The organism is Micromonospora sp. ZG13, from assembly GCF_059359355.1.
Map to the genome: position 1 here is coordinate 623,124 of NZ_JCADBQ010000003.1, position 14,977 is coordinate 638,100.

The 14,977-nt window shown below is 64.7% G+C and carries 9 protein-coding genes; 7 read left to right on the forward strand and 2 right to left on the reverse strand.

The features are described from left to right. Positions 1-378 precede the first annotated feature (378 nt). From AC5L34_RS10435 to AC5L34_RS10465, 7 genes are all read left to right on the forward strand, one after another. On the forward strand, positions 379-2,364 hold the full coding sequence (locus AC5L34_RS10435) for an AIPR family protein (RefSeq protein ID WP_494824640.1): 1,986 nt from the start codon (positions 379-381) through the stop codon (positions 2,362-2,364). A gap of 108 nt (positions 2,365-2,472) precedes the next feature. Beyond that, positions 2,473-3,921, forward strand: coding sequence for an ATP-binding protein (locus AC5L34_RS10440; protein WP_494824642.1), 1,449 nt, complete (start codon positions 2,473-2,475; stop codon positions 3,919-3,921). Continuing rightward, positions 3,918-4,907: a PD-(D/E)XK motif protein gene (locus tag AC5L34_RS10445; RefSeq protein ID WP_494824643.1), complete on the forward strand. Its 990-nt coding sequence runs from the start codon at positions 3,918-3,920 to the stop codon at positions 4,905-4,907. Before AC5L34_RS10440 ends, AC5L34_RS10445 begins: the two co-directional genes overlap by 4 nt. Beyond that, positions 4,904-7,807, forward strand: coding sequence for a Z1 domain-containing protein (locus AC5L34_RS10450; RefSeq protein WP_494824645.1), 2,904 nt, complete (start codon positions 4,904-4,906; stop codon positions 7,805-7,807). Before AC5L34_RS10445 ends, AC5L34_RS10450 begins: the two co-directional genes overlap by 4 nt. Positions 7,808-7,954: 147 nt before the next feature. Next, positions 7,955-10,198, forward strand: coding sequence for a sensor histidine kinase (locus AC5L34_RS10455; protein ID WP_494824647.1), 2,244 nt, complete (start codon positions 7,955-7,957; stop codon positions 10,196-10,198). Between the two features lie 19 nt (positions 10,199-10,217). Next, the gene (locus AC5L34_RS10460) at positions 10,218-11,333 is read left to right on the forward strand and encodes a response regulator (RefSeq protein ID WP_494824649.1); all 1,116 of its coding nucleotides are present in this window, start codon (positions 10,218-10,220) and stop codon (positions 11,331-11,333) included. Positions 11,334-11,762: 429 nt separating this feature from the next. Next, positions 11,763-12,542 carry a transposase family protein gene (locus tag AC5L34_RS10465; RefSeq protein WP_494824651.1) on the forward strand — a complete coding sequence of 260 codons (780 nt, stop codon included), beginning with the start codon at positions 11,763-11,765 and terminating at the stop codon, positions 12,540-12,542. Between the two features lie 35 nt (positions 12,543-12,577). Here AC5L34_RS10465 and AC5L34_RS10470 read toward each other — a convergent pair whose 3' ends face one another. After that, positions 12,578-13,054: a hypothetical protein gene (locus AC5L34_RS10470; RefSeq protein ID WP_494824653.1), complete on the reverse strand. Its 477-nt coding sequence runs from the start codon at positions 13,052-13,054 to the stop codon at positions 12,578-12,580. 759 nt (positions 13,055-13,813) lie between these two features. Further along, complete coding sequence (locus tag AC5L34_RS10475; protein ID WP_494824654.1) at positions 13,814-14,914, reverse strand: AlbA family DNA-binding domain-containing protein; 1,101 nt, start codon at positions 14,912-14,914, stop codon at positions 13,814-13,816. Between the last annotated feature and the right edge of the window lie 63 nt (positions 14,915-14,977).

Here is a 14,977-nt window from a genome sequence, read left to right on the forward strand (position 1 = left end):
CCGTGTCACCTCCCCGATCGTCAGAACGCACTGCGCAGGTTACCTCTGCGGTCCGACGCCCGGCGTTGGCCGTCCCGCGTCGTCACGCCTGGCTGCCCGCCTAACGGGTTGCCGCGCGAAACTCTTTTAAGCTCCGCTCGCGCCCCAGGTGACTGTGTGGGCCCGGAACAGGACCGATGAGGTGATCACGACTCACCCGCCGGGTCTTGTCGGTCCTGTCCTTATCGTGGAGAGTTGGTGCCATCACGCAACCGAGTCGGCGCGAACAGTCACGTCACTTACCAAGTAATCCTCCGGAGAACTACATGCCCCTCACAAGTCCGCCCGGGATGTGCGGCCCGTCGTGCCGAGCCCGCGTCCTGCGGCACAGGGGTACACATGGCTGAGCCGGATGTCAGCGCCTATGCACACGGCCTCATCGAGGACGTCAGGGCCCAGGCTGAGATCGAGGGTTGCGACCTTCAAGAAGCATTCACCCAGCTGATGCTCGACCAGTTGGCCGCCGACGGACACACCGAGGATGCCGTGGCGGTGCGCTTCAAGGACCACGGTGTGGAGATCAGCGGGTACGGTGCCGCGTCCGACGACCGGTCGTTGGACCTGTTCCTCACCCACTACAGCCCCAGAGCTGACGACGACCACAAGATCGGCCGTGCCGAGGTTGAGGCGGCGTTCAAACGCCTGGAAAACTTCCTGTCCCGCTGTGTCGCCGGCAGCCTGACCAGGCGTGACCGCTCCTCGGACGTGGCCGGCATGTGTGCCGCCGTCAGCGAGAGATTCGGTCGAGTCGAGTCGGTGCGTCTGGTTTTGGTCACCAACGCTCGCAGCGTGGTCCGCGACAGCATCGCGCCGATGCTGTTCGAGGGCCGACACGTGAGCCGCGAGTTGTGGGACCTGCGACGTCTGGCCAACTGGTCGACCTCCGGAAGTAAGGCCGAACCGATCGTTGCGGAGTTCCCGGAAGGGCTGCCCTGCCTGGCGACCCCGCGGACCGACGAGGACTACTCGGTTCTGTTGGCCATCGTGCCCGCCAGCGGATTGGCCGAGCTGTACTCGGCCCACGGGGCTCGGTTACTGGAGCTGAACGTCCGCTCCTTTCTGCAGGTACGCGGGGCGGTCAACCGAGGGATCCTGGACACCCTGAAGAGCAACCCCGAGCGGTTCCTCGCATACAACAACGGGATCGCAGCCACCGCCTCCAAGGTCGAGTTCGACGACACGACGTCCGATCAGCGGATGATCCGCCGCATCCACAACCTTCAGATTGTCAACGGAGGGCAAACCACCGCGACCATCCACCACGCCCACCGCAACAAGGTCGACGTCGGTGCCGCGCACGTGCAGATGAAGCTGACGGTTGTCTCGCCGGACCGGCTCGACGACATTGTTCCGCAGATCTCCGCCTACTCCAACACCCAGAACCGCGTCACCGCCTCCGACCTGAAGGCGAACAGCGCCTTCCACGTCGACGTCGAGCGAATCATGCGGACCCTGTGGGCACCACCCAGCCCCGCTCACCCCCACGACACCCACTGGTTCTACGAACGGGCTCGGGGTCAGTACGCCAACGCTCTCACTCGTGAAGGGACACCAGCCCGACAGAAGGTGTTCAAGGCCGCCAACCCATCAGCCCAGAAATTTACCAAGTCCGACCTCGCCAAATTCGAACACTCCTGGGGTATGGAACCGCACCTGGTCAGCCTCGGGGCGGAGAAGAACTTCACCCTGTTCTCGCAGCGTCTCGACGAGCAGCCACCGGTCGTGGACAAGCAGTACTGCCGGCACCTAGTGGCCAAGGCGATCCTGTTCAGGAAGGTCGACAAGCTCGTCGCCAAACAGAACTTCGGTGGCTACAAGGCCAACATCGTCACCTACACCGTCGCAAAGCTCGCCCACGCGACCAGCCAGAGAATCGACCTCGACCGTATCTGGCGCAACCAGGACCTCACTTCCACGCTGCAAGACGCAATAACCGACCTGTGCCCGCTCGTACAGAAGATCATCACGTCGCCGCCCGAGGGCCGTACAAACGTGGGCGAGTGGACCAAGCGACCGGAGTGCTGGACAGCGGTACGCGAACTCGACTGGGTCATCCCGCCACCACTGGAGACAGAACTCGCCGACATCGACACCTACGGCGACGACCTGAAATTGGTCCGGCGCACCACCGGTGCTGACTGGAGCGATCTGACCGCCTGGGGCGCCGCCACGGGGATCCTCAGCCAGGAACAACGGCGGTCGGCGACCGAGGTCGCCCAAGCCCTACACCAGGGTTGGGACCCTGCCGGCAAGCACCTGCGCGGCGCGCTAGAGGCCATGCGCCACGCCCGACGCCGCGGATTCCGTCCCGTCAACGGATTCTGACAGTTCCGCCTTCACCACCGGCTACCACCCACTGGAGCGTCGATGTCCCTCTGGTCTCAGGAGGTCCCCACCGAGGGAGCGGTGCAGCTACCGCCGGACCCGCGGGCTATGGACGCCTTGGGCCGCAACCACTCCCTGGAGACCGCCCTCGCCGACTTGGTGGACAACTCCATCGACGCCGGTGCCACAAAGGTCCTGGTCCGCTTCGTCCAACGCGGCACCCAGCTGGTCGGGCTCTATGTTGTTGACAACGGCCGCGGCATCGAGCCGGACCGTATCGACGCCGCGATGACCATCGGTGGTCAGCGCACCTACACCGGTGACGACCTCGGACACTTCGGCGTCGGTCTCAAAGCCGCCTCGTTCAGCCAGGCTGCCAGCCTCACCGTGCTATCCCGTGCCGCCGGACGCCCGGCCGTGGGGAGACGCTGGCAACTCGCGTCCGGCAGGCGCGACTTCACCTGCGAGATCGTCCCCGGTGCGTTCGCTGCCGCCGAACTCGACCGCAACTGGATGCTCTCCACAAGCGCGTCGGGCACCGTCATCCGTTGGGACCAGGTAAACGGCCTGCCGTCGTCCGACGACCCTGAGCAGATCGACGAGTTCCTCAGCCGAACCATCTCGCACCTGCAGGGCCACCTAGGCCTGACCTTTCACCGCATCCTCGCCCACCGCAACATCCAGATCGTGATCGACGTCGAGGAGGTGGCGGCTGGCGTCGGCGTCCGTCACCGGGTCGCGCCCCTCGACCCGTTTGCCTACCCGGACACGCTGCTCGGCTGGCCGAAGGACCTGAAGGTCCAGACGGGGGAGACGGACTTGCTCCTGCGCTGCCACATCTGGCCACGCCGCTCCAACTCGCCTGAGTACCGACTGCCCGGTGGGGCGGAGATGCGACAGGGGCTCTACTTCTACCGCCGGGGACGGCTCCTGCACGCTGGCGGTTGGGAGGGCATCCACGCACCCGATCCCCGGCTCCAGCTTGCCCGGGTCTGCGTCGACATCGACGGAGACAAAGCAGGCCTGTTCGCCATGAACCCCGAGAAGTCCCGTGTATCGGCCGGCCCCCGCTTCGCCCAAGCCGTCGCCAGGGCACGCGCCGAGGACGGCACCACGATCACCGACTACCTCCAGGCTGCTGAGACGGCATGGGTCAGCGCCAATCGACGCACCACCGCGCGACGCAAGGCTGTGCTCCCTCCGGGCAAGGGCTTCCACCCCAAGGTGTCCCGAGAGATCCGAAACGAGCTGCCCCTCCTCCCCGTTGAACCCTTCAACATCCAGTGGAGGCGGTTCAACACCGACACGTTCCTCCAATTCGACCGCGGAACCAGCACGCTGTGGCTTAACCAGGCATACCGGCGGGCCCTGCTGGGCGGACGACGCGGCGGCGCCAACGACGCACCAGTCCTCAAGGCCCTACTGTTTCTGCTCGCCAGCAATGTCTTCGAGGGCGCACACTTCGGTGCACGCGACAAGGACAACATCGACCTCTGGCAGGAAGTCCTCACCGCCGCAGCGAAGGCGGAGAGGTCTACCTTCGAGGCTCGCTCATGACGGCGCCAGCCGACCGCCACCTCAGCGCTGACAGCTTCGCCGGCTACCTCCGAAGCAGCGTCCCGATCGACCATCCGATCCCCGGATCACCACGGCTGCTGCTCTTCGTCGACCCCCACGCCAGCCGCGTCGGACTCCGTGGACCCGCAACCTCCCACGAGGTTGCACCAGCCGGACTGGAACACCTCACCGTCCGCGCCGTGCATCATGACGGGCAGCGGATGATCGAGGTCGCCGTCACCGATCCCCGGCTGTTCGTCGATGCCTACCCGCTGCTGTGCGCCGTCGCCGACCGCGTCCAACTCGACCGACAGACACTGACCGCCGCACTGACCGAGACCCTGCGCCGCCTCGGACACCTCCTACAGACTGAGGACGTCCTTTCGCAGGAGAAGGAGACAGGGCTCGTCGGGGAACTGATCCTGTTTGCCGGCCTCACACAGGCAGTCGGGCCAGGCACCGCCCTCGCATCCTGGCGCGGCGGACAGGCCGAAGAGCACGACTTCGGGCTCCCCGACCATGACGTCGAGGTCAAGACCACCATCTCCGAACGCCGCGCCCACTGGATCTCCTCGCTGACCCAGCTGGTCGAGACCGGCGAACGGCAACTCTGGCTGGTGTCCCTGCAGATCACCGCCGCCGGCAGTACGGGCCGCACGTTACCGGACCTCGTCACGAGTGTCCGCGGCCAGCTGCCGTCCACCGCCCACCGCGTCGCGTTCGACGACCTGCTCCGCGGCTCCGGCTGGCGAGACCGCTACTCGGCCACCTGCCAGCGCCGGTGGCGTCTACGAACCCCACCCGAGGCGTTCCGCGTGAACCGGGCGTTCCCCCGCCTCACCCCCCGCCTCCTCGCCGACGCCGGCGTCGATGCCACCCAGGTGACCGACGTCCGCTACCGCCTTGACCTGACGGGACGAAGCGGTGACCCGACGCCGCAAATCCTCACCGACGCACTCACGAGGGGACAGCGGGAACTGCCATGAGCGACACCGTCACCACCGCCTACAGCGCCGCCCTCGACGCCATGCAGCGTCCCGGACCAAAGCCGCTGCACACCCTGGCATCCATGCTGGGCGGCGACGCCCCCGGCCTCGCCGACGGGTCCGCCCTCCTGAACCACCTCCGAGACGCCGGCCCCGAGGACGCCCTGCGCCAGCAATTCGCCCACGCCCTCGCCGCCTGGGACCACGAGCAGAGCGGCGCCCCGTGGACCGGCGGCACCAGCCACAACACCGTCGAACGCCGAGCGGCGCTTGTCGCCGCCCTCGGCGTTGACGAGGCGACTGCGGCCCTGTTCGCCGAGTTGTTTCCCTTCGCCGCCGCCGACGGTCCCATCGTCATCGCCGACGACTGGGAGGAGTGGCGCACCCCCCAACGTCGCACCGAACGCAGCTTCTACTGGGCCCACTACCAACGCTACCTGCTCAACAAGTGGCGCAACCCCAACGCCGTTGCCGACCTCGACAAGGCCACCGAGGAGGTCGTCCGCCGCCTCTCGGACCCGACCCGACCTGTGGCGTACCAGGCCAAGGGCCTCGTGGTCGGTTACGTCCAGAGCGGCAAGACCGCCAACTTCACCGGCGTCGTAGCCAAGGCCATCGACGCTGGCTACCGACTCGTCATCGTGCTCACCGGCACCACCAACATGCTCCGCGCCCAGACCCAGCGACGTCTCGACATCGAACTCTGCGGCCGGGAGAACATCGAGCGGGAGATCTCCCCCCACGACCAGAAGGCCCACGAGTACCAGGACGACCCGGACTGGAAACGCGACCGCTTCGTCCGCCACGGCGGACGGCCGTCCGACGCCGGGTACCCGGACATCCATCGCCTGAGCAACCACGCCGGCGACTACCGGCGGCTCAAGATGGGCTTCTCCGCGCTCGAGTTCAGGGGACGAGAGCGCAACCGGAAGTTCTTCGACCCGGCGAACCTACACACCAGCGACGCTCGTCTCGTTGTCGCCAAGAAGAACGCCTCCGTTCTCGAGTCGCTGGTAGCAGACCTGGGCCGCATCAGCGAACGCCTCGGTGAGGTACCGGTCCTCATCATCGACGACGAGTCGGACCAGGCGTCGGTGAACACCGTCAGCCCGAAGAAGTGGAAGGAGGACAGCAAGAAGCGCACCGCGATCAACCGCCTCATCGGGCAGCTGCTGCGGATGATGCCCCGCGCCCAGTACGTCGGCTACACCGCCACCCCCTACGCCAACGTGTTCATCGACCCGTCCGACGTCGAGGACATCTTCCCCCGCGACTTCCTCATCTCCCTGCCGCGGCCCGACGGCTACATGGGCGCGGAGGACTTCCACGACTTCGACGCCGAACTACCCCTGGAGCAGCGTCCTCTCCTGACGTCGAAGGAACGGGCACACGTGCGGTACCTCGGCGACGAACCCGACGACGGCGAACTGCGCCGCGCAATGGACATGTTCGTCCTCACCGGCGCCGTCAAGCTGTACCGCCAGCGACACGGAACCACCTACCGGCACCACACGATGCTCGTCCACGAGGCCATGGGCAAGGACTCCCACCGGCAGACAGCCGAGCTGATCGGCCACCTGTGGAACACCGCCGGCTACTACCGGCCCAGCGGCTTGACCCGGCTACGCGACCTGTACCTCACCGACATCCTGCCCGTGTCCCGCGCACAGGCACCTGAACTGCTCACTCCGGCCGACTTCAACGACCTGCGCGACGACATCGGCGAGGCACTCCGACTCATCAGCCCTGCCGACCGCAACGGCAGCCCGGTCATCGTCGTGAACAGCGACACCGACCTTGAGAGGCAGCAGGAAAGCCTCGACTTCGACAAGCGCGAGATCTGGCGCATCCTGGTCGGTGGAAACAAGCTCGCCCGCGGCTTCACCGTGGAAGGGCTTACCGTGACCTACTACCGACGCGCCACGACACAGGTCGACACGCTCATGCAGATGGGCCGGTGGTTCGGCTTCCGACCCGGCTATCGAGACCTGGTTCGCCTCTACACCACGTCGGACCTGCACGATATGTTCGAAGCTGCCTGCCGCGACGAGGACTTCCTCCGACGCGAACTGCGCCAGTATGCGGCCCCGGCCGACGGGACGAAGCAGCTCACCCCGCGGCAGATCCCGCCTCTCATCGCCCAGCACCGACCGGACCTGCGCCCGACCGGCCGCAACAAGATGTGGAACGCCAAGCTCGTACTAAAGAGCTCACCCGGCCAGCCCATGGAACCCGTGGCCTTCCCCTCTGTCGCGAGCAAGATGAAGCACAACCTCGATCAGTGGAAACCCCTGCTCGCTGCCGCGGCCCACCGGTCCGTCGAATTCGCGGTGCCGGGCGCCAAAACCACCTACGAGGCGGGGGTGGCAGTCGTCAGTCACACAGCACTTCTAGACGTGCTCGGTAACCTCAAGTGGCTGGCTGACGACACCTTCCAACCCGAACTCGCCTGGCTACGTCGCCTGAGCGACGACCAACTCGCACGGTGGGTCGTGCTCCTGCCCCAGCAGACTAGATCCACCACACGACGCCTCGTCGCCGGGCAGGGACCGTTCAGCATCTTCGAACGCCAACGCACCTCGTCCAGTGCCTCATTCCGAGTGTTCAGCGAGGAACGGCACCGGAACGCAGCAATGAGGATTGCTGGTTTGGACACGCCGGCCCCAGATCCCGTAGCCGACGCGCTCAGGGGCGACTCCACCGGAGCGATCATCCTCTACCCAACCGCCGAAAAGGGCAGCCTCTCCGGTAGTGAGGGCGAAGCCATCGAAGACGAGAAAGTAACGATCGGGTTCCACTTGGTCACCCCAACTACCACAGTGCCGGCCGGTGGCAAGTTGATGCACTGGGTCACGGTGGACAAGACCAATCCGTACGCGCTGGTCGTCGATGCCAAGTAATCCTGCCCACACCTCGTCGCGGGCGACCTCGAGCAGCAAGCCACGGCATTGCCTCGTCAGGCAGCGGTCAGGATCATCCGGGAAACATATGATCTCGAGTATGCCAGGCTGCGGCAGGCCTGCAGCGGCACCACGTGAGGAGATTTCGTGGCTATCAACGGCTTCCTAAGACCCCGCGCCCGTCTCATGCAGCACCTCGGTGAAGATTTGATTCCCAGCGACCGGGTCGCGTTAACCGAGCTGGTTAAGAACGCTTACGATGCCGATGCTTCCATTGTCGTAATCCGATTCGTGGGCCCATTGTCACGGGGCCTAGGTTCCGTCGAGGTCTGGGATGACGGACACGGCATGTCCGAGGCCACCGTCGGCGGGTCCTGGCTTGAGATCGCAACCGCACACCGGCTGAAGAATACCTTCAGTGAAAGCGGCAATCGCCGGGTACTAGGCGCCAAGGGCCTGGGTAGATTTGCCGCTGCGAGGATCGCGAACACCACAACACTGGTGACCCGCCGCGCAGATGATAACGAGATACGCGTCATAATCGATTGGGGCCGCTTCACTGAGAATGACGCCTACCTTGACCAAGTTCCTCTTACATGGGAAGTCGGTCCCCCTAGCTATTTTGGGCCGGACGGCGAGGCCGAGCTAATTTTCAGCCGTGTCGAGGCGGAGGCGGACCAATTAGAGAGATCACTCAGAACCGACCATGCTGTAACCTCCAGCATTGTTTCGACCCTTGGAAGCGGCCGGAGGCACCATGGCACCCTCCTCCGACTGCAGCAGCTCCGCCATGACTGGACCGATGAAGAACTAGACGGTCTACGAGCCGCCCTGAGCCGGCTCCTCCCGCCGCCGCTACCCTCAGATCTCGAAGTACCGGCCGTTCCCGAATTCGCCATCTACCTCGACATCGACGGACAGCCCGACAGGTCAGGCTTCGTCGGAGCCGCTCCTGTCCTGTCGACACCAACTTATCGACTCTTCGGGGTCGTGGAGGAAGATGGCGCGGCTCACTTGAGCTTCGAGACGACTCTCCGCGACGGCGATCCTGAGCAAATCGAGACCATTGTACGGCCAGCCAAAACCGCAGCCAATTCGTGTGGTCTGCTGCAGATCGACATTCGAGCATGGGACCTGGAAGCTAGCTCGCTGCGCGAGCTGATCAACCTCCAGGTCGGCACAGGCAACGTCAGCCAGGTGCGGCAAGTAATTCGCAGTAACTCGGGCATCGCCCTCTACCGGGACGGCTTTCGTGTGCAGCCCTACGGTGATCAGGGGGCAGACTGGCTTAACCTTGACCTGCGTCGCGTCAACAACCCCACACTGCGTCTATCACAGAACCAGGTGTCAGGCTTCGTGTTCACTACCGCGGAGCAAAATCCTGAACTACGGGACCAAGCCAACCGGGTCGGCCTGATAGAGAACCCGCAGTACGAGGATCTACGGCAGGTCCTCCTTGCACTGATCGCGCTCATCGAGCAGCGGCGATACAGCTTGCGTAGGACTGGCGAGACCGAGGAAGACGAACGAAGGCGATCGCGAGGCATCTTCGACGCGTTCAGCCTCGACGGCGTTCGTCAAGCGGTATCACGCAGCCCCTTGGCGAATGATCCGGATGTCAACCTGGCGCTCGACGAAGCGGAGGAAGAGCTCGGAGCAGGCGTCCGCCGGGTGCAGGAGGTCCTGTCTCGGTTCTCTAGGCTGGCAAGCCTTGGGGCTCTCGTCGACGTGATTCTGCACGAGGGCAACACGGCTCTCGCTCGAATTTCCTACCTCCTTCGGCGCCTTGATCGACTGTCGAAGGCTGGTGACGACGATCTGCAGAAGGCGCTGGAGCCCGTCACATCTGGCCTGCAGACGCAGCGAGAGGCGCTGTCGCGTCTGTTCCGAAGCATTGAACCGCTCAGCGGCCGCAAACGCGGACGACCCAAGAAAGTGCAGATTCAGTCCGTAATTCGCAAGGCGCTTGAACTCATCGAAGGAGAGCTGAACCAGCAGGGAGTGACTGCGACCATCGACGGGACGGATCAATTGGTTACCGTTGATGAGGCCGACATCATCCAGGTTGTTGTCAACCTGGTGCGAAACGCCGCCTACTGGGCGGCCACCATTCGGGATCCCGGCGAACGGATGATCCAGATCATCACTGACCGGCAGGGCGACGGATCGCTGACCATTGTAGTCGCCGACAATGGGCCCGGCGTCGACGCGGCCAACCGCGACATAATCTTCGACCCCTACTTCACGACAAGGCCGGAGGGCATGGGACTCGGCTTGAGCATTGCTGGATCAATCACACAAGATTTTTACGGTGGCGAGTTGGAGCTTTTGTCCGATCGGCCTTTGGGCGGCGCCACCTTCCGTGCCACACTTCGGCGGAGGGTTGGTTGACGTGCCAAGGGAACGCATATTGATCGTCGATGACGAGAAGGACCTCGCCGAAGAGTTCGCCTTGATCCTCGTCGAGGACCTCGATGATACTCTGCAAATCGAAGTTCTGGATAGCTTCGACGAAGCCGAGCAGCGTCTCGAAACAGAGTCCTACGACTTGGTCGTGTTGGACGTGCGACTGAAGAATCTGCACGGGCAAGACGACGAGGAGCGAGGCAGACGCTTGTACGAGCGCGTGGCCCGCGTTCGCTGGGTGCCCGTTGTTTTTCGTACCGCTGTGCCAGCAATTGTCAGCGATCTTGGGCAGCCTCCCGCTATCAGTGTGGTGCTCAAGGGAGAGACTCAAGATGAGATACGCGTAGTACGCGAGGCCCTTGCATCCGCGATCCCCACCGTGACGCGGCTCCTAGGCCAGATAGTGGATCGAGAAGTCCGAAGCTTTCTGCGAGACGTTGTCGCGCAGCACTGGAATGAGATGGGGGTACGCGACCACGAGGAGCTTGTCTTGGTGCTCGTGAACCGGCTGGCCGCTTGGATGAAGGAGCACGCAGTCGCTGAGCTTTCCACAAAGTTGCAGGGTAAGCTCGGTACGAGCGTCGACCAAGCTTCGGCCGCGCATGTCTATTTATACCCGCCGGTGGTCGACCATTTGACCTGCTGCGACCTTCTGCTGGAGAACGGGGACACGTATTGGCTCGTCCTTACGCCGACGTGCGATCTAATCCCAGTGGAAGGCGGCGGAGGCCGGTTGCGATCCGACCTGTCTACTGTGCGCCTCGCTAGAGCGCACACTGTTGCAGATTCACCGGTCGTTGCCGATTTTCGAACCGGCAAAATAAGAAAGGAAAAGCTGGCGGGCGCACTGAGGGGTACAAAGCGTTACAGGTATCTACCACGCTACCTCGACATTCCTGATCTCCTGGTTGATTTTGAGCAGGTTCATTCGCTCCCTTTTGACGCGGTGCAAGAGTGGAGGCGAATCGCGACGCTCGATAGCCCGTTTGCCGAAGCAATGCTAACAGCCTTCAGTCATTCCGTCGGCCGCGTCGGCACTCCCGACCTGGAAACGGCAGACGTACTCCGAGCGATTACCACGGACCTCGCAGTTATCCCTGCTCAACCCAACCCTAAATGATGTCTCGTAACCCGGTGACGGTCCGCTCGGACGACAAGTCCATCCAGCAGCTTCGGACGTCCGTGCACGCTCCACCGGTTACCTGCGCCGGTCCCGCCCCCGCAACAGCATCAGGACGACCGATAACACGAGCATCGCACCGGACCCCCACAGCACGGCGAAGTACAACACCGGACCACCCAACGCGTGGTTCGGGCCCCTCATCAACATCGACGCAAGGGTGCAACCCGTCGATACCAGCATTACCCAGAGGAACCACCGAGGCTGCCGTCGTAGCTCCTGCCACACCCGTTTTGGGATCACACCGCCCCGCTCATCAAACGCCGCTTCTGCGCATCCGCCCTCATTGGCGGCGGCGTCACCGCCAGCTTAAGGGGCGTCTCAGGACCCGGCGACAGTCCAGCTCGGACGGCGGGCGATCATCGATGTATGCAGGTGTTTTCGGCCTCTCGCCCGGAGTTGATCCACCCGTTCGCCGGACTGCGCCCGGCGCAGTTCCGCCGCTTGGTGCGCTTGGTCGCCGCACGTGGCGGCGATGCCGTCGCCGACGGGCGTCCGGGTCGGCCCTGGGCTCTTGACCTGTCAGATCGGGTGTTACTGGTGGCCGTGTACTGGCGCACGAACCTGACCATGCGCCAGCTCGGGCCGCTGTTCGGCGTCTCGCACTCGGCGGTGCACCGGGTCATCGACACGATCGGACCTTTGCTGGCATTGGCGCCGGTACACCGCCGCCCGAAGGACCAGGTCGCGATCGTCGACGGCACCCTGATTCCGACCCGGGATCACCGGCTCGCAGCTCAGAGTAAGAACTACCGGTACTCGACGAACCTGCAAGTGGCGATCGATGCGAACACCCGCCTGGTCATCGCCCTGGGCGACCCGCAACCCGGCAACCGCAACGACACGATCGTGTACCGCAGCAGCGGCATCATCGACCAACTCGCCGGCAGGACGGTGATGGCCGACGGCGGCTACCGCGGCAACCCCGAGGTGATCATGCCGTACCGCAAACCCCGTGACGGCAGGGAACTGCCAGCCTGGAAGCAGGACTACAACGCCGGGCACCGCAAGATCCGGGCACGAGTCGAGCACTGCCTGGCCAGACTCAAGACCTACAAAATTTTTCGCGACTACCGTCGCGCTGCCCGGACCTTGACCACCACCGCATCCGGCATCGCCTACCTGCACAACATCGCCCTCGCCGGCTGACCCGCAAGCCGATCACGGGCAACGCCTGCACCCGGTTACGAGACATCACTTAGCTGAACCCCGCCCGTGCTACTCATCGTCTGGTTGACAAAGCCGCATGGGTCGATCCGGTCGGCGGCGGCCCTGCCCCACGCGATCCAACTGGCGAGATACCCGCCGGCGCCGGTCCGCCCCTCGGCCGCTTGTTCAGGGGCGGTACAGAACGCGCGGATGTCAGCTGCGGTGGTCCAGGCGTTGCGGAAGGTTTCCGCGCGGATGTTGTCCGTGGCCCGGACGCGGGCGTCGGCCATCGCGGCGTGCCATTGGGCGAGGGTGGCCTCCTCCTGCCGTCTGCGCTCGGCCGCTGCTTCCTCCTGCCGCCGCCGGTGCTCGGCCTCGGCCTTCTCCCGCGCGGCTTCGGCTGCCCGCCGTTGCTGTTCGTCGGCGGTGACGCCAGCCTCGAACTCTTGGATGATCTGCGCGACGCGTTGTTCCAGACGTACGCGTGGGGTGTCGGTCCAGGTGTCCCGCAAGTCCCTGCTGCTTGAACGCGTGAATGATCCGGCGGTACCGGGCCCGTGTCCCACTGTCGGGACTCCCGATACGGACCATGCCGCCCTCGCGCTGCAGGCGGTCGAGCAGGTCGCGAGCCGATCGCAGCAGGTCCGCCAACGAAGCGCCGCCGGCGATGCCGCCGGGTGCCCGCGCCTCGTCGGACCGCGGGAGGGAAGCACGGTGGTCGGGATGATCGGGATGGTGACCATGCTCAAGGTAGAAGCGACCGGCATCGGTCGAGCACGCCCTCCACACCCCTGCCTTGCGTGTCACCGCCACCAGGTTCCGGTCCTGCAGCGCACGCGCCGACCGGCGGTACCCCACGCCGTCCGGGCCGCTGAGGTCATCGCCGCCGTGGATCCGGCGAAGCAGGTCAAGCTGCCGCTCATTGAGCGAATCCCATCGCTGCACCACCCGACAGTAAGGGGCACGGTGTACTCGATGGAGCTGGACCGGCCGTATATGGCAGCCCGCTCGGAAGAACGAACCGAACTGTCGGCTCCGCCTGAAACTGACTCGTGGTTTCGGAACCCGCCCGAACAGAGGGTCAAGGTTGAACACCCGTGGGCTGCAAGATCAGCTTGGAAAGGCTCCAATGGTTGATCATTCCGGTCTGGTGCGAGTCGGTGGGCGTGCGGTAGCCGCCGATCGGTAGTCGGCTCGCTCCCGTAGCGGCGACGGCGACGCTACAGATCAGATGGTTAGGGGTTCCAGCCCCTTTGGGCCGCCCCCCAAAATCAAAGCCGTGACGAGCGGAGACCCGGGTAGGTCAGTGTCTGCACGTGGGCGATGCCACCCTGGTTCAAGCAGTCAAGCGCCAGGTCGTAGACCTGCTGGCAAAAGTCTGTCGACTCCGCGTCTGCTCGTACCGTCACCTCGATGGGCGTGTACTGGGCGAGGGGAACGGTGCTGCCCGAGTACGAGAAGTTCATCCCGTCGGTGGTCCAGATCTGGAGCCGCTCGGTCTTGTTCCACTCGAACCGGACCCTGACCTCGTACTCACCGAGTCCCAGACGGTCGCTGGCCTCACGGATCAGGCCCATAAAGTCTGCGATCGCCACCTCGACGTCTCGCGACTCGACGACATGGTCATCGTTGTACTCGGTGCTCGAACGCCGGTGACCGCCGACCGCTGCCGCGAGGCTCACTGAGCCGTTGTCGTGGATGCTGATCCAGGCTTCCTTCCAGCGTTGGCTCTCGCCGTCGATCATGGGTCTAGCCGTCCATCGGCGGAGCCCGGGGCGGGGGTTGTTCCGGTCGACGTTCTCGATCGGGTGCAGGCTGCCTCGTCCGACGTAGACGAGTGCGTTCTTGCTCGCCTCCTCGAACGCCATCCTGGCTGCCGTCTGATCTGGCCGGTTCGTGAGCGCCGACGGCAGCCGCGGGTGCGCTACTGCCACGATCCAGGCGGGGCTGTCGGGTGAGCGCATGGCGGCCGACTCGGCGTAGAGCTTGTCGAGCACCTCGGTGGATCGCCGGCGCTCGTCGAAGCGCGCTCGGTACATCGTCTCGATCTGACGCTCCTTCATCCAAACGGTGTCTGCGTCGTTGCGGATGGGCGCACCGAAGTACTCTTTCTTGTAGATCAGGTGCGGGCCGTCGACACTGGGTGGGATCACGACGACTACGCACTGGTTGCCCGGTTCGCCGAGTTGGAGTACCCCGAGCCCGAAGACCGGCGGGCTGATCGCTGTCACGGCGGCGCTGCGCAGGCCGCGCTCGTAGACCTCAGTCAGCTCGCCCGTGTCCTTGCGTCCGGTGGCTGTCTTCTGTGCTTCGGTTACGCCGAAGACCAGTGTGCCGCCACCGCTGTTGGCCATGGCAGGGGTCTGCTGCACCGATAGGTGACAGTTCCAGTCACGCGGCCTGACTGGCCGGTGGGGTCATGATTGTCTCGAACT